This is a genomic window from Paenibacillus flagellatus, from assembly GCF_003217775.1.
Classification (GTDB): Bacteria; Bacillota; Bacilli; order Paenibacillales; family NBRC-103111; genus Paenibacillus_AB; species Paenibacillus_AB flagellatus.
Window position 1 is genome coordinate 77,339 of record NZ_QJVJ01000013.1, and the last position, 20,109, is coordinate 97,447.

18 protein-coding genes are annotated in these 20,109 nt (G+C 59.4%); 9 read left to right on the forward strand and 9 right to left on the reverse strand.

What is annotated here, in order from left to right; all coding sequences use genetic code 11:
• The first annotated feature begins 5 nt into the window (after window positions 1–5).
• The 9 genes from DLM86_RS25315 to DLM86_RS25355 all read left to right on the forward strand — a co-directional run bounded on the left by DLM86_RS25315 (window position 6) and on the right by DLM86_RS25355 (window position 8,718).
• Window positions 6–977 carry an SIS domain-containing protein gene (locus tag DLM86_RS25315; RefSeq protein WP_110842861.1) on the forward strand — a complete coding sequence of 324 codons (972 nt, stop codon included), beginning with the start codon at window positions 6–8 and terminating at the stop codon, window positions 975–977.
• A 118-nt stretch (window positions 978–1,095) separates the two neighbouring features.
• On the forward strand, window positions 1,096–2,397 hold the full coding sequence (locus DLM86_RS25320; protein ID WP_110842862.1) for an ABC transporter substrate-binding protein: 1,302 nt from the start codon (window positions 1,096–1,098) through the stop codon (window positions 2,395–2,397).
• Between the two features lie 75 nt (window positions 2,398–2,472).
• Window positions 2,473–3,351 (forward strand): carbohydrate ABC transporter permease, encoded by an 879-nt coding sequence (locus DLM86_RS25325; protein ID WP_110842863.1) that lies wholly within the window; start codon window positions 2,473–2,475, stop codon window positions 3,349–3,351.
• A 2-nt stretch (window positions 3,352–3,353) separates the two neighbouring features.
• Entirely contained in the window at window positions 3,354–4,211 is an 858-nt protein-coding gene (locus tag DLM86_RS25330) for a carbohydrate ABC transporter permease (RefSeq protein ID WP_110842864.1), read from the forward strand.
• A 17-nt stretch (window positions 4,212–4,228) separates the two neighbouring features.
• Window positions 4,229–5,056 carry a PfkB family carbohydrate kinase gene (locus DLM86_RS25335; protein ID WP_110842865.1) on the forward strand — a complete coding sequence of 276 codons (828 nt, stop codon included), beginning with the start codon at window positions 4,229–4,231 and terminating at the stop codon, window positions 5,054–5,056.
• 16 nt (window positions 5,057–5,072) lie between these two features.
• Complete coding sequence (locus tag DLM86_RS25340; RefSeq protein WP_110842866.1) at window positions 5,073–5,897, forward strand: TIM barrel protein; 825 nt, start codon at window positions 5,073–5,075, stop codon at window positions 5,895–5,897.
• A 50-nt stretch (window positions 5,898–5,947) separates the two neighbouring features.
• The gene (locus DLM86_RS25345; protein ID WP_110842867.1) at window positions 5,948–7,351 is read left to right on the forward strand and encodes an NAD-dependent malic enzyme; all 1,404 of its coding nucleotides are present in this window, start codon (window positions 5,948–5,950) and stop codon (window positions 7,349–7,351) included.
• An 88-nt stretch (window positions 7,352–7,439) separates the two neighbouring features.
• The gene (cuyB, locus tag DLM86_RS25350) at window positions 7,440–8,123 is read left to right on the forward strand and encodes a cysteate racemase (RefSeq protein ID WP_110842868.1); all 684 of its coding nucleotides are present in this window, start codon (window positions 7,440–7,442) and stop codon (window positions 8,121–8,123) included.
• Window positions 8,124–8,271: 148 nt separating this feature from the next.
• Window positions 8,272–8,718 (forward strand): SRPBCC family protein, encoded by a 447-nt coding sequence (locus DLM86_RS25355; RefSeq protein WP_110842869.1) that lies wholly within the window; start codon window positions 8,272–8,274, stop codon window positions 8,716–8,718.
• 16 nt (window positions 8,719–8,734) lie between these two features.
• On the opposite strand, the gene DLM86_RS25360 is transcribed toward DLM86_RS25355, so the two are convergent.
• From DLM86_RS25360 to DLM86_RS25400, 9 genes are all read right to left on the reverse strand, one after another.
• Complete coding sequence (locus DLM86_RS25360; RefSeq protein ID WP_110842870.1) at window positions 8,735–9,610, reverse strand: alpha/beta fold hydrolase; 876 nt, start codon at window positions 9,608–9,610, stop codon at window positions 8,735–8,737.
• Window positions 9,611–9,802: 192 nt separating this feature from the next.
• Window positions 9,803–10,321, reverse strand: a complete 519-nt coding sequence (locus DLM86_RS25365) for a hypothetical protein (protein WP_110842871.1) — start codon at window positions 10,319–10,321, stop codon at window positions 9,803–9,805.
• A gap of 147 nt (window positions 10,322–10,468) precedes the next feature.
• The gene (locus tag DLM86_RS25370) at window positions 10,469–10,987 is read right to left on the reverse strand and encodes a hypothetical protein (RefSeq protein WP_110842872.1); all 519 of its coding nucleotides are present in this window, start codon (window positions 10,985–10,987) and stop codon (window positions 10,469–10,471) included.
• Window positions 10,988–11,024: 37 nt separating this feature from the next.
• On the reverse strand, window positions 11,025–13,172 hold the full coding sequence (locus DLM86_RS25375; RefSeq protein WP_158289659.1) for an ABC transporter transmembrane domain-containing protein: 2,148 nt from the start codon (window positions 13,170–13,172) through the stop codon (window positions 11,025–11,027).
• 150 nt (window positions 13,173–13,322) lie between these two features.
• Entirely contained in the window at window positions 13,323–14,732 is a 1,410-nt protein-coding gene (locus DLM86_RS25380; protein WP_110842874.1) for a TraB/GumN family protein, read from the reverse strand.
• A 95-nt stretch (window positions 14,733–14,827) separates the two neighbouring features.
• Window positions 14,828–16,411 carry an extracellular solute-binding protein gene (locus DLM86_RS25385; RefSeq protein WP_110842875.1) on the reverse strand — a complete coding sequence of 528 codons (1,584 nt, stop codon included), beginning with the start codon at window positions 16,409–16,411 and terminating at the stop codon, window positions 14,828–14,830.
• A 151-nt stretch (window positions 16,412–16,562) separates the two neighbouring features.
• Entirely contained in the window at window positions 16,563–18,161 is a 1,599-nt protein-coding gene (locus DLM86_RS25390) for an extracellular solute-binding protein (protein WP_245954907.1), read from the reverse strand.
• Between the two features lie 78 nt (window positions 18,162–18,239).
• The gene (locus DLM86_RS25395; RefSeq protein ID WP_110842876.1) at window positions 18,240–19,118 is read right to left on the reverse strand and encodes a carbohydrate ABC transporter permease; all 879 of its coding nucleotides are present in this window, start codon (window positions 19,116–19,118) and stop codon (window positions 18,240–18,242) included.
• 19 nt (window positions 19,119–19,137) lie between these two features.
• Entirely contained in the window at window positions 19,138–20,100 is a 963-nt protein-coding gene (locus DLM86_RS25400) for an ABC transporter permease (protein ID WP_110842877.1), read from the reverse strand.
• Between the last annotated feature and the right edge of the window lie 9 nt (window positions 20,101–20,109).

Genomic DNA, 20,109 nt, shown 5'->3' on the forward strand with positions numbered 1-20,109 from the left:
ACGTCATGGTGGTCAATGAGCATGTGCAGCGCGTTTTGGACGCAGTGAAAGAGAGAGAGATCGAGCGGGTATTTTTCGTAGCTTGCGGAGGTTCGTCTTCCTTGATGTATTCCAGCAAATATATCTTGGACCGCGAGGCGCAAACGATCACGTCGGATTTGTACAGCTCCAACGAGTTCATTCACCGCAATCCGAGAACGTTGAACGAGAAGTCGCTCGTCATCTTGTGCTCGCTTCGCGGCAATACGCCGGAAACGGTCGAAGCGGCCAAATTCGCCCGCAGCAAAGGGGCCATCACCGCATCGATGACCAACCTGACGGATTCTCCGCTGGCCCAATCTTCGGAGTACGTCATCCCGTACCCGTGGGGCGGGGAAGTGAAGGCGGAGGAATCGAACTACGCCGTCCTGTACCAGCTGGTGTTCGGCGTACTGGCCGTCAAGGAAGGCAACAAGAAGCTGGACAGCATACTGCGCACGCTGCCGCATCTCGACTCCGTCTATGCGAAAGCGAAGCAGCAGTTCGCTCCGACCGCTCAAAAGTTCGCCGTCGACTTCAAGGACGAGAGCGTCATCTACACGATGGCGAGCGGCGCGAATTACGGCATCGCCTACATGTTCGCCATCTGCTTCCTGATGGAGATGCAGTGGAAAAATTCCCACGCGATCCATGCCGGCGAGTTTTTCCACGGGCCGTTCGAAATTTTGGACAAGGAGTCGCCGTTCATCCTGTTCCTCGGTCTGGACGAAACGCGTCCGCTCGAAGAGCGCGCCCTCAAGTTCCTCCGCCAATACGGCGAGAAGCTGCTGATCATCGATGCGAAGGACTACGACTTCACGGGAGTCGAGGAAGACGTCAAGGGCTACGTGGCTCCGCTCGTCCTGAACCAAGTCATTCGCCAGTTTGCGGCCGAATTGGCCAAAGAAACGAAGCACCCGCTCGAAACGAGAAGGTACATGTGGAAGGTCGCCTACTGATCGTACGTACTCGCTTGACGCGACTGGGAGCAATAGAGGAACGTTCTCTATTGCCTTCCTTCATCCAACGTTTGTAAGCGCTTTTTCGATTCTGAAAACAAATAGGGGGAATCGTACGATGAAAAAAGCGATTGCGACGCTTATGAGCGTCATCATCATTCTCATGCTGGCGGCCGCTTGCTCGAGCGGCAAGGACGGCGGATCGGCCGCAGGCGAGGCCGGAGGAGATTCGGGGAAGGTTACGCTGCAATTTTTCCACCGGTGGCCGAACGAGCCGTTCAACGGCTACTTCAACAGCGTCATCAAGGAGTTCCAGGACAAGAACCCGTCGATCAAAATCGAGGTCATTTCGGCGCTCAACGACCAGTACAAGCAGAAGATCAACGTCGTGCTGGCCAACGAAAACCCGCCGGACATTTTCTTCTCCTGGGCCGGGGAATACGGCGAGAAGTTCGTCCGGGAAGGAAAAGCGCTGGACCTGACGAGCTACTACGCGGAAGACAAAGCATGGTCGGATCAAATCATTCCGTCCGCCGTCGCCCCGTTCTCGAAGGACGGCAAAACGTTCGGCGTGCCGCTGATGGCGTCGACGAAGCTGTTCTACTACAACAAGACGATCTTTAACAAGCTGGGGCTGCAGCCTCCGACGACGTGGTCCCAATTTCTGCAGGTGCTCGCCAAGCTGAAGGCGGAAAGCGGCGTTACGCCTCTCGCGGTCGGCAACAAGGCGCCTTGGGTGGCCGGCGCGTACATGACCTCGCTGAACGCCCGTCTCGTACCGGCCGATGTGCTGGCGAAAGATTACGCGGCGGCGACCGGAGAGTACACGCACCCGGGCTACGTCCAGGCGATCCAAAAGTTCCAAGAGCTGATGCCTTTCATGAACGACCAGCCGAATGCGATTTCGTTCGAGGAAGAGCGGAACATGTTCATCAATCAGCAGGCGGCGATCTCGTATGAAGAGACGAGCGGGTTCCGGTTTTTCAAAGACCTTCCGTTCGAATGGGGCTTCTTCCAAATGCCGGCCATCGAAGGCGGAGCGGGAGACCCGAACATTTTGACGGGCGCGCCGGAAGGCTTCATGATCTCGGCGAAGACGAAGCATCCGAAAGAAGCGATGGCGTTCCTGAAGTTTTTGACGAACAAGGAGAACGGCGCCAAATACGTGAAAGACACCAACTACGTCAGCGTCGTCAAAGGCGCGATCAATACGGATACGTCCCCGCATCCGCTCATGATCGAAGCGGCCAACAAAATCATCGAGGCGAAAGGCATGGCGCAATGGGTCGATACGCTGATGGATTCGCGGGTGTCGCAGGCGTACTTGGCCGCCATGCAGGAAGTGCTCAACAAGAAGAAAACGCCGGAGCAAGTCGTGAAGGAATTGCAGGATATCGCGAAGCAGGTTCGCGGGAAATAAGCAAGTCCGCAAGCAAGCCGGGGCGGAGCCAAAACTGAGGCTCCGTCCTCTCCATACGAATGAAGGTGAGATCTTATGACCAACCGGAAGCTGACTCCGTATTTGTACATTTTGCCCAGCGTGCTGATTCTCGCCGTGTTCATCTACTACCCCGTCGTTCAAAACCTGCAGTCCGGGTTTTACAGCTGGAGTCCCTTTTCGAGCAAAAGGGATTTTGTCGGATTCGACAATTACGTCCGGCTGTTTCAGGATTCGGTTTTTTACGTCGCGCTGAAAAACACGCTGCTCCATGCCGGCATCTCGCTCGTCTGTCAGGTGCTCGGGGGCTTGGTGCTCGCCGCGATTTTGGAAGACGTCCTGTTCCGCAAGCTGTCGCCGATCCTTCGCACCGTTTACTTTTTGCCGGTCATGATCTCCGTTTCGGTCATCGGCTTGCTGTTCGGCTTCATCTATAACCCGCAAATCGGCCTGCTGAACAAGCTGCTCGAGCTGATCGGCCTGGGCCAATATGCGACGGGGTGGCTCGGCAACAGCTCCACGGCGATTTATGCGGTTATCGCGATGAGCCAATGGCAGGGGATCGGGTATATTACGATGCTGTTTATCGTGGCGATTCAGAAAATTCCGCAGGAATTGTACGAGGCGTCCAAAATCGACGGCTGCAGCAAGGTGCAGGCGTTCCGGTTCATCACCGTTCCGCAGGTCAAGGAAATGATGTTCGTGACGACGGTGTTCGTCATCAGCCAATCGTTCCTGACGTTTGCGGACGTCTACGTCTTGACGAACGGCGGGCCGGGCAACTCGTCGCAGGTGCTGAGCACGTTCTTGTATCAGAGAGCGTTCGTCGATAACGAGATGGGCTATGCGTCGAGCATCGCCAACGTCATTCTCGCCATCACCTTCCTGTTCTATATGCTGCAAACGAAACTGTTCAAAACCGGGAAGGAGGGGTAAGCATGAACGCCGCCGCCTCTCATGGCAGGAAGCGCTCCGTAGGTGCGATCGTCGGCATTGCGGCCGTTTCGCTCGTGCTGATCGGCTATTTCCTGATCGTCGCCTATCCGCTATTTTGGATGATCATGAGCTCCTTCAAGGAGACGAAAGAAATATACGGCAGCAGCTGGTCCCTGCCGACAAAGTGGTTCCCCTCGAACTATGCCAAAGCGTGGACGATGGGGGTCTCCAAATATTTCATGAACAGCGTCGTCGTCACGTCCTGTTCCGTCGTTCTGACGGTTCTGCTGAGCGCCTTCAGCGCCTACGGGCTGTCCCGCTTTTCGTTCAAAGGGAAGTACGTCGTTCTGGCGCTCTTGTCCGCGGGGATGATGTTCTCGCCGCAGGTCAGCCTCATCCCGCTGTATAAGCTCGTGCAGACGATCGGCATCCATGACACGCATTGGGCGCTCATCCTTCCCTATGTAGCGTTCCGGACGTCGATGACGGTGCTTCTGATTCGCTCGTTCTTCCTGCAAATTCCGAAGGAGCTGGAGGAATCGGCCTACCTGGAAGGCTGCTCGAGTCTCGGTATTTTCTTTCGCATTTTCATCCCGATGAGCAAGCCGATCATATGGACGACGGTTCTGCTTACGGCGTATTGGACGTGGAACGAATTTCTGTTCGCGATTATTTTCATCGACAGCGACTCCGTCAAGACGATCACCTCGGGCTTGCTGGCGTTCCGCGACGCCTTGTACACGGATTGGGGCGTGCTGATGGCGGGACTCGTCATCTCCGCGCTGCCGCTCGTCCTTCTGTTCGTCTTCATGCAGAAGCATTTCGTGCGGGGGCTGGCGGAAGGCGGAGTCAAAGGATAAGAGGGGAGAGGACGCACGTGAAATTGATCGGCATCGGAGACAGCGTCGTCGACTTTTACAAGGACCAAGGGCTTATGTACCCGGGCGGCAATGCGCTCAACGCCGCCGTCTTCGCCAAGCGGAGCGGCTGCGAGAAGGCATCTTACCTGGGCATTATCGGGCGCGACGAGCCGGGCGGGCATATTATCGAATCCTTGAAGCGGGAAGGACTCGACATCGCCCGCATCCGGACGGTGGACGCCCCCAGCGGCGTCGCTACCGTCTCGCTCAACGCGGAAGGGGACCGGGTGTTCGTCGCCTCGAACAAGGCGAAGCGGGCGCAGTCGATGCTCGCGCTGAAAATCAACGCGGACGACTTGGACTATATCGCGGAGTACGACGTCATTCATACGAGCATCAACAGCGATTTGGAGCACGAGCTGGCGAAGCTGAGGGAAAAGGCCGTTTCGTTCGACTTTTCCACGCGCAATCGGTGGGACAACGACTATTTGCACCAAGTGTGCCCGTATTTGACGTATGCCTTCTTTTCCGGCAGCGACATGTCGCGCTCGGAGATCGACGATCTGTTCGACTTCGTCCACAAGCTGGGCGTCCGCGTCGTCGGGGTAACCCGGGGAGCGAACCCCGCCGTATTCTCCGAGGGAGGCAAGGTGACCGAGCAGGTCCCGATTCCGACCGACGTCGTCGATACGATGGGGGCGGGCGACTCGCTGATCGGCGCGTTTTTGCGGCATTATCACGAAAGCCGCGACATGGCCTACGCCCTCAGGGAAGCGACGGCGTTCGCCTCGGCCGTATGCGGCTATCACGGGGCGTTCGGCTACGGGAAGCAAGCGGTATTGTAGACGGGAGGATGCTCGAATGGCCACGATCGCCAATATGAACTTTCATTATCATCGCTATACGTTCGACTACTTCCTCGATTCGACGGAACGGCTCGGCCTTCAAGCGATCGAGCTGTGGGCCGGGGCTCCGCATTTGTACGTTCCGGATGCGACGCACGGGGAAGTGGAGGCGCTGCGCAAGGAAATCGACCGGCGGGGGCTCGAGCTCGTCTGCTTCACGCCGGAGCAGTGCATTTATCCGATCAATTTGGCGTCCAAGGACGATACGCTTCGCCGGCGGAGCATCGGCTATTTCAAGAAATGTCTCGGCACGGCGAATTCGCTGGAATGCGACAAGCTGCTCGTGACGGCCGGGTACGGATTTTTCAACGAGCCGAAGGAGGAGGCGTGGGAGCGGGCCCGCGAATCGATCGGGGAGCTCGCCTTGGCGGCGAGAGCGGCGGGCGTCCAGTTGGTTCTCGAGCCGCTGTCGCATATCGGCTCCAATGTCATCACGAATGCGGCCGGCTTGAAGCGGATGGTCGACGAAGTCGGCGCGACGAACGTGAAGGCGATGCTCGATACGGTGCCGATGGTGCTGGCCGGAGACTCGATCGACGACTATGCCTCTTTATTCGGCGACGATCTCGTTCACATTCATTTCCTGGACGGCGACGGCAAGACGTCGGCCCATATGGCGTGGGGCGAAGGCTGCTTCCCTCTCGACGCGTTCAAGCGCAGTTTGGACGCCCATCGCTACAGCGGGTATTTAACCTTGGAAATCATCGGCCCCAAGTACAATTGGGACCCCGAAGCGGCGACGCGGCTCAGCCTCGAGCATTTGCGGAAGGCCGGGTTTTAGCGTTCTTTTGCCGCGAAGCTTTTCACTATAAGAAGAAAGCAGGAGAACCGATGCCGCAAACGAGTGTCATATTGCGAGTGGAGCTGGACCACCGGCTCGTCTCGTTCGGAGACGTCGCCGCCACGATCAGCAGGGCGGGAGGCGACATTACGTCCATCGACGTCATCCGTCCGGGCAAGGAATCGTCGGTCCGGGACATTACGGTCGACGTCGCGGATACCGGGGAAGCGGCAATCGTCGAATCGCTGGCGCAGACGGAAGGCATTCGGCTCGTCAACGTATCGGACCGGACGTTCCTCGTCCACCTCGGGGGCAAGATCGAAGTGCAGCCGAAGCAGAAAATCAAAAACCGCGACGACTTGTCGCTCGTCTACACGCCGGGGGTAGCCAAAATATGCTCGGCCATACACGAAAACGCGAAGAAGGCTTATTCGTTGACGATCAAGCGGAATACGGTAGCCGTCATATCGGACGGGACGGCCGTGCTCGGGCTGGGCGACATCGGGCCGTATGCGGCCGCTCCGGTCATGGAGGGGAAGGCGATGCTGTTCAAGCAGCTGGCCGACGTCGATGCCTTTCCTCTGTGTCTCGATACGAAGGATACGGAAGAGATTATCCGGACGATTAAGGCGATCAGTCCGATTTTCGGCGGGATCAACCTGGAGGACATCAGCTCGCCCCGCTGCTTCGAAATCGAGACGCGATTGGCCGAGGAGTTGGACATCCCCGTCTTCCACGACGATCAGCACGGGACGGCCATCGTCGTGACGGCCGGACTGCTGAATGCGCTGAAGGTGGCCGGCAAGCGGATCGATCACGTCCGCGTCGTCGTCAACGGAATCGGCGCCGCCGGCGTGTCGATTTGCAAAATGCTGCTCGCGGCCGGCGTCACCCGGCTCGTCCCGGTCGACCGGGAGGGCGCGATCGTGCGGGGCGGGCAGTATGCGCACCCGATGTGGCAGTGGCTCGCGGATCGGCCGGAGGTGGAGGAGCGGGAAGGCACGCTTAGGGACGTGCTCGCCGGGGCGGACGTCTTCATCGGCGTATCCAAAGGCAATCTGCTGGACGAGGCGGACGTCGAGCGCATGAATGCGAATGCGATCGTCTTCGCGATGGCGAATCCGGTGCCGGAAATCGCCCCCGAGGCGGCGCTGCCGCACGTGAAGGTGTACGCGACCGGTAGAAGCGATTACCCGAACCAGATCAACAACGTGCTCGCCTTCCCGGGCATTTTCCGCGGCGTGCTCGACTGCCGGGCGGCGCGGATCAACGAGCCGATGAAGCTGGCGGCCGCCCGCGCCATCGCGTCGGTTGTATCGGAGGCGGAGCTGAACGAGCAGTACATCATCCCGAGTATATTCAACGAGCAGGTCGTCCAAAAGGTGCGGCACGCCGTCGTCGAGACGGCGATATTGACCGGCACCGCGCGGCGAATTCCTCCGGATTTCCGATGAAGGACGCCGGGGGCGTCCAACCGGACCGGGGATCGGACCGGTTTTGCCGAACGGCTCAAGCGTAGTTCCGACGGAGCGTGATGCGAAGATGGCGGGAACGGTAGGGATCATCGGCGGAATGGGGCCGCTCGCCACGGTCGATTTGATGCGGAAGGTGATCGAGTATACGCCGGCCCGGCGCGATCAGGAGCATGTCCACCTCATCGTCGACCAGTATCCCCAAATTCCGGACCGGACCGAGGCGATTTTGGGCGTGGGCCCGGACCCCGGTCCGTACTTGGAAGAGTCGGCGCGCCGGCTGCAGCGGGCGGGGGCGGATATGATCGCCATCGCCTGCAACACGGCGCACTATTTTATCGATCGGATCGAAGGCGCCGTCACCGTCCCGGTCGTTCATATGCCGGGGGAGACGTCCCGCCATGTCGCGGAGGCGGGAATCGCCCGGGTCGGGATATTGGCTACGGACGGCACGCTGCATACGAAGCTGTATCAGCGGCTGCTGCAGCGGGAGGGCGTACACGTGCTAATCCCGGACGAACGGTCGCAGGAGCGGGTTATGGAAGGCATCCTCGCGGTCAAGCGGGGCGACCTGGAGACGGGGGGACGGCTATTCCGCGAAGAGGCGGAAGCGCTCGTATCCGGCGGCGCGCAAGCCGTCATCGCCGGCTGCACGGAGGTCCCGATCGTCCTGCAATCGACGGATGGGCTGCAAGTGGTCAATCCGACCGAGATTTTGGCCCGGACGATTGTGGAACGCGTCTGTGTGAGATAGTCCGGGATACGGTGGACTTGAAAGGAAAGGCACCCGCAAGGGTGTTTTTTTCTGTTAAAATGCCGACCTGCGGCTGTTATACCTGCATGGACGCGGAAGTTTGGCGAAGGTTCGGGACGGGAAAACAGATACTACGGGGGTGTTCCACATGGTGGATGTTTGGACCGAAATAAAGATTCGCCGCCCATGCGAGGAGGTGTCCGCCTATGCGGCCAACCCGGACAACGCGCCCGAATGGTATGTCAATATCCGGTCGGCGGAATGGCTGACGCCGAAGCCGTTGGCCGTCGGGTCGAGAATCGCGTTCCAAGCGCGATTTCTGGGGAAGACGCTCGCCTACGTTTATCGTATCGCGGCGTACGAACCGGGACGATTGCTGGTCATGGAAACGGCGGACGGGCCTTTCCCGATGGAGACGACGTACACGTGGGAGGCGATGGACGGGCATACGACCCGGATGACGTTGAGGAATCGGGGGAAGCCGTCCGGGTTTTCGGCGTTTTTGACGCCGATGATGGCCTTCATGATGCGCCGGGCGAACGAGAAGGACTTGAAGAGGATCAAGGCGCTGCTGGAAGCGCGGCCGGTCGAATGAATGAGCGGTTCGACCTCTAAGACCGCAAAAACTGCAGCGCCCGTTCGTTGACGAGTTCCGAACGTTCGATCGGGAGCGCGTGGCCGGCCCCGGGGATCGTCATCGTCTCGAGCAGAGGCAGCTTCGCCCGCGCACGGGCGAACACGCTTCCCGCATCGTAGATCACTTCCCGATCGCCGATCAGCATAAGCCCCGAAACGCGGATCCGCTCCAATTCTTCGTCGCTGAATACGGACGGGATCAAGATTTTGTACTTCCAGGCGAATCCTTTCAGGCCGTGATAAAATTGCTCGAATAAATAGTCGTTTACCGTATTTCCTTTCCCGACGAACCATTTTGCACAATAGCCGATAATAACGGGACGGGTTTTGATCAAGTTGGCCGCGAGCAGCCGAAGCCCGAACTGCTTGCGGAACGGGGCGAAGGAGGCGGCCGGCGCGAGCAGTACCATTTTGGTCACCCGATGAGGGACTTGCATCGCGTAGTTCAGAATATGCCAGCCGCCGTTCGAATGACCGAGGAACGCGGCTTTTTCGATGTGCAGACGGTCCAGCAGCTGGGACAGCCAATCGGCGTAATCCGACTTTTCCCGAAAGTGCGCGGCGACTTCGCTTCGATTGAACTCCCCGATCACATCGACGGCATATACCCGGAACTCCGCGGACAGCGCTTCGACGTTCGCATACCACATCGTCGCGCCGAAGCCGAAGCCGTGTAATAAGACGAGCGGTTCGCCGTCCACGGGCCCGGCGACCAAGACGTGCGTCGTTCCGTAGTCCGTCGGGACATACACGGATGCATGCGCGACGTTCCAGAGCGAGAGCGTCCGGTCGTACGCTTCCAGGAAGCGGTCGGCATGCGGTTTCGATTTAAACGTGGACAAGTAGGTCATGGGTGCGATTCTTCTCCTAATCCGAGACGGGATACGTCGTTATTCTATGTTCGGGACGGACGGGGGAAACCATGGTAGGAACGGGTCGGCCGCGGGGGAGTCATGTTTTGAACCTATGGAAGGATGCCTGAAGAGCGAGCTAAAAAACTGCCGAGAGCTTCCCCCGACAGTTTCCTTGCATTTCCTATGCCGTTAACCAGCCCGCAACCGTCCGGCATACGCTTCCAGCTCCCGGAACGGAACCGTATAAAACGCCCGGTCGTTCACGACCGATCGGGTCGCGCCGGGCAGGGCGGCGAGCTTGGCGAACAGCCGCTCCAGCCCCGCATGGGCCGGGGACGTCCAAAACTGAACTTGCCGAACGTCCGGGTTGCCCGCCTTCATCTCGGCAACAAGCGCCCGCAAGCCTTCTACAAATAAGGTCGGACGCCGGTATTCCCGGCGGACGATGACGACCTCCACCTGGCATACGTCCCGGTCCTCGTAGTCGCGCGGGCCGGTACCATAGACGAAGCCGGCCGCTCCGGCAAGGTCGTAAGACTCCTCGTGGAAAACGAGCATCGCCTTGCCCAGAAATAACGGGCTGCTGAGAAAGCCGAGCTTCATGGCGAACGAGTACGGCAAATTCAGCTCGGCGTCGTGCCGAAGCAGAAACGTGACGTACGCTTCATGGTCCATTTCCAGTTCGCAGGAACGATAGACGTAGCTCATTGCTGAGGCTGTACTCTCAAGGAATCGTTCGTTTTGACGATTCGGCCGAAGCCGCTGCCTTTTTTGATTTCTTTAATGTCGCCACGTGGTGGATACATATTGAAGCACCTCCTTCGTATAGGAACTAAGTCGGATTTCTAGTACCCATTATACCTTAGCGTACCGGGATAACATAGAGCGCAATCGGTTAATTTTGACACAAAACACGACTTCTTCGCCGACCGTTCCTTCCCTCGTGTAGCTCTCCGTCGAAAATTTGGCGTACAGGTTGCGGATATAAGCGTTGTCCGCCCGCGCGGCGAATCGCAGTTCGTCGACGTCCGGATGCCGTTCGGCGATATGGTCGGCCAAGTCCCGGAGCCCGTTGACGAAGACCCGCGTTCCCCGGCTCGACCGGTCGGCGAGGGCCAAATCGATGAACGCGACGTCCTTGTCCTCGAACTGCCGCTCCGGCGACCCGTGATAGTACGCCGACACGGCGACGATTCGGTTGTCGGCCGTATCGACCACCTGTACCAGATGGCCCTGCGTCAAATAGTCGTACAAAAAAGCGACCGCATCGAGCGTCGTAAACGAAGGATGCAGGTCTCGCTTCCGCTCGATGACGAATAAGCTTGCCCGGGCGAAATCTTCGTCGGTCGTGCAGCGGCTGAAGTGCGTTGGCATGGCGTCGCCTCTCTTTCCTCGGGTAACGGAATTGTCGTCATATGCGCTGCCGGAGCGTGCGCTCCAGCGCGGCGAGCATTTGCGGGTGCTCCTCCGTCAACCGATGGAACGCTTCCCGCCGTACCGACAGCACCACCGACGGAACCAACGCCCTTACCGTCGCGGTGCGCGGAATATTTTGAAGCAGCGCGATCTCGCCGAAGTGATCGCCGTCCTGCAGCACGGCAACCCGGTTCTCTCCCTTTCCGGGGACAAGCTTCGCGACCTCGAACTTGCCGCGGACGATCATGTAGAACTTGTTCCCTTCCTCGCCCTCGCGCACGATCGCTTCGCCTTCCTTGCACGTCTCGGTCGAGAACAGGGAGGCGACGTCCCGCAGAAGCGAGGGCTCGATTCCTTCGAACACGGCGAGCTTCGCAAGCCGGTCGACGTCGACCGTCGCATGCAGTCCGTCCTGCGACAGATGAAACCCTCGCTGCTTCTCCCACAGGCTGCGATACAGGCCGTTCCGCTGCAGAAGCTCGTCGTGCGTGCCGGATTCCGCGATCGCGCCGTCCCGGAACACGTAGATCGTATCGGCGTTCACGACGGAAGCAAGCCGGTGGGTGACGGCGATAATCGTGTGCGCCCCGCGAAGGCGAAGGAGGAGGGCGTTGATGTCCGCCTCCGTGGCGGGGTCGAGCGCCGACGTCACTTCGTCGAGCAGCAGCAGCTTCGGCTTGCGCAGCAGCGCTCTTGCGATCGCGAGTCGCTGCCGTTCGCCGCCGGACAACGATCCGCCTTCATGGCGGACGGGCGTGTCGTACCCTTCCGGCCAACCGGCGATGACGTCATGGATATTCGCCCGTTTCGCCGCTTCGACCATATCCGCTTCCGTACGATCCGCTCCGCCAAGCAGCAGGTTGTCCCGAATCGTCGTGTTGAACAAAAACGTATCCTGCGCCACCGGCGCAGCGAGTTTCCTTAGCGAAGCTTCGCTCACCGTGCGCAGATCGTGCCCGTCGATCGATACGGCGCCCTGCCTCGGATCGTAGAAGCGGGACAGCAGCTGGAGCGCGGTGCTTTTGCCGGAGCCGCTCGGTCCGACGAACGCCACATAGCTGCCGGCCGCCACCTTCAGGCTGACGTCGCGCAGCTGGTCGGCTTCCGCGCTATAGCCGAAGGTGACCCGGTCCATCCGGATCGAGCCGAAGGAGGCGGGAAGCTCGACGGGCTTGGCCGCTTCCGGCACGTCGGGCCGGGCTTCGAGAATGTCCCCGATTCGCCGGAAGCTGACGCCCGATTCGATCAGGCTCGGGAACAGGAACGACAAGTTGGAGCCGGATTGGCCCACGCTCAGGAACAGCGTGAAGAAGGCCATGAAGCCGCCGATCGTGATCTCGTCTTGAAAAATCAAATAGCCGCCGAACCCGATCATGACTCCGTTCAAGATGAGAAGCGCCGTCAAGGGAAGCCGCTCCATCAAGGAGTTGAGCATGTGCTGCTTCAGGCCGAAGGCGAACAGCTCGCGCAGCTGGCTTCCGGCGCGCTCCCGAAACCGTCGCTGCAGATGCAGCCCTTTGATCGTCCGGTGTCCCTTGACCATCTCGTCGATCGTATTGGAAAAGCGCTCCTGCGCTTCTTTATAGCTTGCATGGACCGCCTCCGCCCGTCCCTGCAGCAGCCGGGGACCGACGACCATCAGCGCGGAGCCCGCCAGCACGGCGAGCGTCAGCTTCCACTCGATGGAGAACAGCATGGCGAGCCCGAGCAGGACACTTAACAGCTCTTTCAGCAGTAAAGGGAACGAGGCGCGGACGACCCGTTCGATCGACGCCATATCGGAGGAGAAGCGGGTGACCAGATCGCCGACCCGGTATCGCTCATAGAACGGCAGCGACTGCTTCTGCACATGGTCGAACAGCTCGCTTCGCAATTGCCGGATGCCTTCGCCGCTCAGCTTGCCGAGCGAATAATCCCCGAGCAGGCTTGCGGCGATATGGAGCACCCCGCCGCCGATCAGCACGGCGAAGATGATCAGAAACACCCGGACGTTCTTCGGCGCGAACGCGTCGTCCACCAAATATTGCAGGCTGAGCGGAGACGCCACCGCATAGGCGACCTCCACCACGATCGTGCACAGAAACAAGCCGAGCAGCCAACGATGCCGGGTGAAGTAACGCAGCATCGCGGTAAAACCCTTCAAACGCATCACCGCCTTCCGGTACCCCTAGCTTACTTCAGTTTATTCGGGCTGTAAACGACATTCGACACGTTTCGATCGGGTCAAAAAAGAGACCGGCCAGCGTCCCGTAGGAACGCAAGCCGGTCTCCCGGGCTCGTCCGAAAGCGCAGATCAAGGAACGAACTGTACGTCGTAGCCTTGCTGCTTCAGCAGATCGATAACCATGCCTTTCGTCGCGTAATGGGCGGCGCCGACGACGACGAAGTAAGTCGCTTCGCCTTCCTTCTCCAGCAGATCGGAAAGCTTCTTCGCCATGTTCTTGTCGCGCTCCCCGAGCAGCCGCTGCATCGAGCCGTTCGGCACCGACTGGAGCGATTCGGAGTACGATTTCGTAAAGCCGTCCAAATCCCCGTCCGCCCACAGCAATTGCCATTGCTTGAACTGCTTGGCGGGGTTGGGGGCGTCTGCGGCCGGGGTCACGATCGTATCCAGCAACTGGTTCAATTCTTTCTCCTGCTCTTTCGGGGGCACGTTGCTCAACAGATCGCCCTGAAACTTGACGCCCTCCAGCTCCTGAATCGGTTTGCCGGTCAGGATCGCCTTGTGCAGGAAGTACATGTCCACGCCGAGCGTAGCGGCCTGTGTAATGTCTTCGGGAGAATCCATGAGCGTAAACAGGGACAGGTTATTGGTCACGGCCCAAGGCTTGTAGGCGTCGAAAGCCTGCACGGGCAAGTTCAGCTTGCCGGCCGCTTGCTGCAGCTTCTCGTACGTTTGTGCGGAGACGTGATCCTTCAACGTCGTTCCGTCGTCGTACATCGTCTGCTGTTGGAAATAGGCCATGTCCGCCGGATCGCCGGAGGCGAGATTCGCTTCGACGAACAGGGCGTCGGCGCTCTCGAAGGCGTCCTTGACGCTTTCGCGCATCGGGTACATGTCGGGGATGCCCAAGTGAATCGAACCGAGCATGTAGAGCGTATTGTTTCCTTTGGTCACCTTCCACAGAAGCCCTTTGGCGCCCGCGTCGGCGGTTTCGTACGCGTATTCGACGAGACGGCTCGCCAGGACGGCGGCTTGCTCGACCGTGCTGGGCGTCTCCAGCTCCAGGCCGCGGTCGGTGCCCTCGACGATGCCTTTCTTTTGCAAGTAATCGATCGGGGAATCCTTGCCGATGCCGAACGTCTCCGGCAAATCGTACCGCGTCAGCGTATCGTAAAGCGAGCGGAGAACCGTTTCTCTCGTTATCGACTCGGTTTTTTCGGCCGAGGGCGCGCTCGCCTTCTTGGGCAGCTCCAGCGCGTCCAGCTTGGCGGCCGTCGCTTGAATAAGCGATCGGAATTTGTCCGGACCGATCGGCTGTTGGAACGTGCCGTCGTAATACCAGCTCAGCGGGAAAATGCCGTACTTTTCCCCTTCGAGCAGCGTTTGGACGGACCAGGGGCTGATCGCGGGAGCGGCGGCGGGCGCTTGCGATTGCGCTTCGTCGGCCCTTACGGGCAAAATGCCGGACAGGATCGTCGCGATGCCGAGCACGCCGCCGGCCATACCGCGGCTCCACTTGCGCCATAGGGTAGATGTCATGCATGAACCTCCGAATCTATGAAAATATAAATACCTTTTTCATTATAGCTTTCACGGACGTCCCGGCACAAATCCGGCGAAAAAATGGGGGCGGCTCATTGCCTCCGCTCCCGAATGCTGTCGTTCACTTCCTTGATCAATTCCGCGCCGCCGCGGTCCATCCATTCCTTCGTCATCGCGTCCCAATCCGACAACGGCCGCTGGCCGACGATCATTTTCGTCTGCTCGCCGAGCGCATACTTCGTCAGCTCCGTCTCCTTCTGCGACCTCGCGGGGGTTACGATGCCGCTGGCCGGGTTGATATACGTCCGGTCCTTGTAGCGGACGAACATGTCTTCGAGCCTCGCGGTCAGCTCTTTGAGCCGGGGAATTATATAATAGGCCGAGTATTGGTTCGCTTCGTCGCCCGGCGCCCACATGAACGAGTCGAACAAATAGCTGGCCGGTATTTTGCCTTCCGATATTTTCGTATACGTCACCGCCCCGTTGGCGTCCGTGAAGTAGCCTTGACCGAGCCCGCCCATGCGCCAGTCGTAATCGGGATTGTTCGGCTTGCGTTCCGCCGGGGGGATAAACGTCCGCCCGAAGTCGATGACGTCCATGATCGCCTTCACCTTGCCCGGATCGTCCGCCAGCTCCGACGACAATGCCGTGATGCCGAGGAAGCCGGACTGCGAATTGTAGCCGCGGAAGCCGTCCGGCGCTTGGAACGGCTCGACGAAGGCGAACGTCGCTTCGGGATTCAGCTTCAGCAGCGTCTCCATATACGTTTCCGACATGCCTCTCGGGGTGCCGATGAAGATGCCGGCTTTGCCCGTATAAAATTCGTTGTTCCCCTGCGCCCAGTTCAGGACGGCGAAATCTTTGGTCACCGCGCCCGCCTTGTACAGATCGGCCAGCATCCCGATCACCTCGCGGCGACCGGGGCCGACGATACCCGGAATGTACCGGCCGTGCTCGTCCTTATGATACCAGGCGTCCGGCGACCAATAGGCGCCGGCGTTGTAGTCGGGGCCGATGCTTTGCGAAAGCGCCATGCCGTACGTGTCGTCCCGGCCGTTGCCGTCCGGGTCGTTCCTCGTGAAAGCGATTGCGACTTTCTTCAGCTCTTCGTAGCTGGTCGGGACGGCCAGCTGCAGCCGGTCCAGCCAATCTTTGCGCAAAATCATGACGAACGTATATTGACCCGGGTAATAGCGAGGAATGCCGTAGAGGCGGCCGTCCACCCGGAATTGCTCCCGAACGTATTCGGGCACCTGCTTCAACGTCGGGTACCGCTCGTAAAACTCGTCCAAGGGGAGAAACGCGCCCTGCTTCGCCCAGTTGAAGTAGTTGGAGTCGAGATCCTTCAACGAGACGACGTCCGGAATGGAGCCCGACGCCATCAGGACGGACAGCTTGCTCGTATAATCGGTCTGCGAGACGAACTGCGGCTTGATCTGGAGCCGGAACCGGTCGCGGATCATCTTCAGCGATGCGCCCTCCAGGGGCGGGACGTCGTCGTAGACGTAATTGATGAAGCTGACGGTCCGAATGCCTTGCCCCGCCGCTTCGTCCGCCGTTTCGGTCTTTTGTCCGCCGGACGATTTCGAGAACATACCGCAGCCGGCGGCCGATGCGGCGGACAAGACCGCCAAGGCGAAGGAAGCCGCAGCTTTCCAAGGATGAACGTTCGTCACCGGATTCGGACACCTCCTCTTTCCCTCATTAAACCACGAATCGCCCGGGGCTGTCTTTCCCTTTTTCGCGGCCGCCGGAAGGCGGAAAACCCGCCCGGACGCGATACACGCGGGCAGGTTTTCCTGCGGACGGCCGACAGGCGGGGACGGCTTAGTTCCAGCCTTCCTTGGCGTCCTTGATTTTGATTTCGGCGTTCATTTCCTTGATCAGCTGCTCGCCGCCCTTCGCCTTCCATTCGTCGATCATTTTGTCCCAATCGGAGAGCGGACGCTGTCCCGCGATCATTTTCGTCTGCTCGTCGTACAAAAATTTGTTCAGCTCGGCGCCCTTCGCGATCATCGTTTCGGAGACGATGCCGTTGCTCGGGTTGGCGTAATATTTCATCGTCGAGTACGATTTCATGATGTCGGCGGCAAGCTGCTTGAGCGGCTCCTGATAGGCGCTCAAGTAGTTGACGTCGGAATCTTTCTCCGGCCAGGCGATCGTGTCGGGCAGGTAGGCCAGCGGATAGAGCCCTTGGGCGGCCGCCTCCTTCTTCGCGACCGGCTTCCCGTCGACCATGTCGTAGCCGGTTCCGACGTTGCCGTACAGCCAGTCGTAGTCGGGGTTTTTGTCGTTCTTCTTGTCGTCGGGGTAGAACGCGCGTCCCGCTTCCATCATGTCCAAAATACGCTTCACCTTCGCCTTGTCCTTGCCCGCTTCGGCGGAGATGACCTGGAATCCGATGAAGCCGCCGCCCGCCGTCATGCCTTGGGAGCCGTCCGGCGCCCGGAACTGCTCCAGGTGGACGAACTTCGCCTGCGGGTTGATCTTCATAAGGCCGTCCATGTACGCCTGCGACATGCCGCGCGGCGTTCCGATGAAAATGCCGGCGATGCCCGAGTAAAACTCCTTGTTCGTGTTCGCCCAGTCGATCGTCGCGAAGTCGCGCGTAATGGCGCCTTCCTTGTACAGATCGGCCAGCATGGCGATCATGTCCTTCCGGCCGGGCCCGATCAGTCCGGGGATGAAGCGGCCTTGCGCATCCTTATGGTACCAGGCGCCCGGATCCCAGTAAGCGCCCTGGGTGAACGGAGGGTTGACGTCCTTGCCCATGGCGAGCCCGTACGTATCGTTTTTGCCGTTTTTGTCCGGGTCGTTCTTCGTGAAGGCGATGGCGACCTGCTTCAATTCCTCGTAGCTCGTCGGCACCTTCAGCCCGAGATTGTCGAGCCAGTCTTTGCGGACGATCGTCGTGAAGCCGAACTTCGGATAATATTGCGGAATCGCATACAGCTTGCCGTTGACGCGAAATTGGTCGAGGACGAATTTCGGGATGCGCTTCAGCGACGGGTACTGGTCGATATACTCGTCCAGCGGGGTGAACGCGCCCTGCTTGGCGAATTTGTTGAATTTGCTCGTCAGATCGCCCGACTGGAACAGCGTAATGTCGGGAATCGAGCCGGAGGCGAGCGTCGCCGTCAGCTTCTCGTCGTACGTGCCCTGCGGGACGAGGTTCGGCTTGTAGTCGACGTTGAACTTCTCGTTGATCATCTTCAGGCCGCGTCCGTCCAGTCCCGGCACGTCGCCGTACACGTAGCGCATGCCGGTAATCGTCAGCTTCTTGTTCGCGTCGGCCGCCGGCGTCGAGGCGGGAGGCGTCGTCCCCGAGGCGCCGTCCGTCTTCGTGCCGCCGGAGGAGCAGCCGATCACGCTCGTCGTCAGCAGCGCCGCTACAGCCGGGTACATCCATGCGTTTGTCCGTTTCATTTCGAGAGAACCACCCTTCGAGATAATAGGTTTGTTGTCTGTCGGAACAATCCAGCCCTTTTGAATACGAGGAGGAGGTCAGCCCTTCACCGAGCCCAGCATCACCCCCTTGGCGAAATGCTTTTGCAGAAACGGGTAGACGAGCAGGATCGGCAGCGTCGCGACGAGAATCGCCGCCATCTGAATCGTCTCCGGAGGAGGCGGGTTTTCCAGCATCATCTGCTCGGCGGCGCCGAGCGCATTCTTCGCGTCGCTCTGGATGACGATTTGCCGCAGGATGACTTGAATCGGCCACTGGCTCGGATCGTTCAGGTACAGGATGCCGGCGAAGTACGTGTTCCAATGCCCGACCGCATAGAACAGGCCGAAGGCGGCGAGCACCGGCTTGGACAGCGGCAGGATGACCCGGCCGAATATCGTGAATTCGTTCGCGCCGTCGACGACGGCCGCTTCGTAAAGCTCGTTCGGGATGTTCAGGAAAAACTGCCGGACGACGATCAGGCTGAACGGACCGATGGCGGACGGCAGGATGAGCGCCCAGATCGAGTTCAGGAGACCGGTCTCCTTGACGACCAAGTACGTCGGGATCATGCCGGCGGAGAACAGCAGCGTGAACAGCACCATGAACATCATCAGCTTTTGCCCGTATATTTTCCGGGACAGCGCATACGCCATCGAGGCGGTGAACAGCAGGTTGACGATCGTGCCGACAACGGTCAAGTAGACGGTCATGCCCATCGCCCGCACGAACGGCTTCGATTGAAAAATGTACTCGTAGGCGTCGGTTACCCATACGTTGGGCCACAGCAAAATTTCGCTCTTCAAAAATTCCTCGAACGTCGTGAACGAGACGGAGAAAATGTACAGGAACGGGAACAGCATCGTCATCGCCAGCAAAGCGAGACAGACGTAGTTCGCGCCGTCGAACAGCCGGTCGGAGAAGCTTCCGTATTTCATGTCCTATCCTCGCTTTCTGTCAATAAATGCCGTCCTCGCCGAACTTCTTGGCCAAGTAATTGGCGCCGCCCACGAGGATCAGCCCGACGACGCCCTTGAACATCCCCACCGCGGTGGCGAAGCTGAAGTCGGATTGCTGGATGCCTTTGTAGTAGACGTACGTGTCCAGCACGTTTCCGATCTCCATATTGAAGGCGTTCAGCATGAGGAAAATTTGCTCGAAGCCGCTGTCCAGCACGTTGCCGAGCCGCAGGATGAGCAGGATGACGATCGTGCTGCGGATGCCGGGCAGCGTAATGTGCCATATTTGTCTCCAGCGGCTCGCGCCGTCGACGATCGCGGCCTCGTACAGGTCGGGGTTGACGCCGGCGAGAGCGGCGAGGAAGATGATCGTTCCCCAGCCGATTTCTTTCCAGATGACCTGCAGGATGATGAGCGGCCGGAAAAAGGCGGGCTCCGTCAAAAAGTCGACGGGCACCTCGAAGCCGAAATACACCTGCAGCACCCGGTTCACGATGCCGCCGGACCGGAGGAAGATGAAGAACAGGCCGACGACGATGACCCACGACAGGAAGTGAGGCAAGTAGACGATCGTCTGGATGAGCCGCTTGTACAGCTGGTTGCGCACTTCGTTGAGCAGAATGGCCAGCACGATCGGGGCCGGGAAGGCGAACAAAATTTGCAGGATGGACAAGTACAGCGTGTTCCAGAGCACCCGGGCGACCTCCGGGTCGGCGAATATTTTGGAGAAATGGCCGAAGCCGACCCACTCGCTGCCGGTGAAGCCGAGAAACGGGCTGTAGTCTTGAAACGCGATGACCATGCCGAGCATCGGGACGTACCGGTAGATGATGAAATAAAGCAGGCCGGGCAAGACGAGGAAGTACAGAAAGCGGTCGCGCCACAGCTTCAAAGCCACTTTTTTCCCCGGGGAAATCGTCGCTCTGGAGGCGCGTGCGGCGGATGGTGCGGTTTGCGGCATGTTGAACCT

Bases quoted from the DNA above. Each gene is read 5' to 3' on its own strand.
- DLM86_RS25365 (WP_110842871.1), bottom strand. From the start codon at position 10,321: ATGAGCTACGTCTATCGTTCCTGCGAACTGGAAATGGACCATGAAGCG.
- DLM86_RS25315 (WP_110842861.1), top strand. From the start codon at position 6: ATGGTGGTCAATGAGCATGTGCAGCGCGTTTTGGACGCAGTGAAAGAG.
- DLM86_RS25355 (WP_110842869.1), top strand. From the start codon at position 8,272: ATGGTGGATGTTTGGACCGAAATAAAGATTCGCCGCCCATGCGAGGAG.
- DLM86_RS25325 (WP_110842863.1), top strand. From the start codon at position 2,473: ATGACCAACCGGAAGCTGACTCCGTATTTGTACATTTTGCCCAGCGTG.
- DLM86_RS25345 (WP_110842867.1), top strand. From the start codon at position 5,948: ATGCCGCAAACGAGTGTCATATTGCGAGTGGAGCTGGACCACCGGCTC.
- DLM86_RS25380 (WP_110842874.1), bottom strand. From the start codon at position 14,732: ATGACATCTACCCTATGGCGCAAGTGGAGCCGCGGTATGGCCGGCGGC.
- DLM86_RS25400 (WP_110842877.1), bottom strand. From the start codon at position 20,100: ATGCCGCAAACCGCACCATCCGCCGCACGCGCCTCCAGAGCGACGATT.
- DLM86_RS25360 (WP_110842870.1), bottom strand. From the start codon at position 9,610: ATGACCTACTTGTCCACGTTTAAATCGAAACCGCATGCCGACCGCTTC.
- cuyB (WP_110842868.1), top strand. From the start codon at position 7,440: ATGGCGGGAACGGTAGGGATCATCGGCGGAATGGGGCCGCTCGCCACG.
- DLM86_RS25370 (WP_110842872.1), bottom strand. From the start codon at position 10,987: ATGCCAACGCACTTCAGCCGCTGCACGACCGACGAAGATTTCGCCCGG.
- DLM86_RS25340 (WP_110842866.1), top strand. From the start codon at position 5,073: ATGGCCACGATCGCCAATATGAACTTTCATTATCATCGCTATACGTTC.
- DLM86_RS25320 (WP_110842862.1), top strand. From the start codon at position 1,096: ATGAAAAAAGCGATTGCGACGCTTATGAGCGTCATCATCATTCTCATG.
- DLM86_RS25395 (WP_110842876.1), bottom strand. From the start codon at position 19,118: ATGAAATACGGAAGCTTCTCCGACCGGCTGTTCGACGGCGCGAACTAC.
- DLM86_RS25330 (WP_110842864.1), top strand. From the start codon at position 3,354: ATGAACGCCGCCGCCTCTCATGGCAGGAAGCGCTCCGTAGGTGCGATC.
- DLM86_RS25390 (WP_245954907.1), bottom strand. From the start codon at position 18,161: ATGAAACGGACAAACGCATGGATGTACCCGGCTGTAGCGGCGCTGCTG.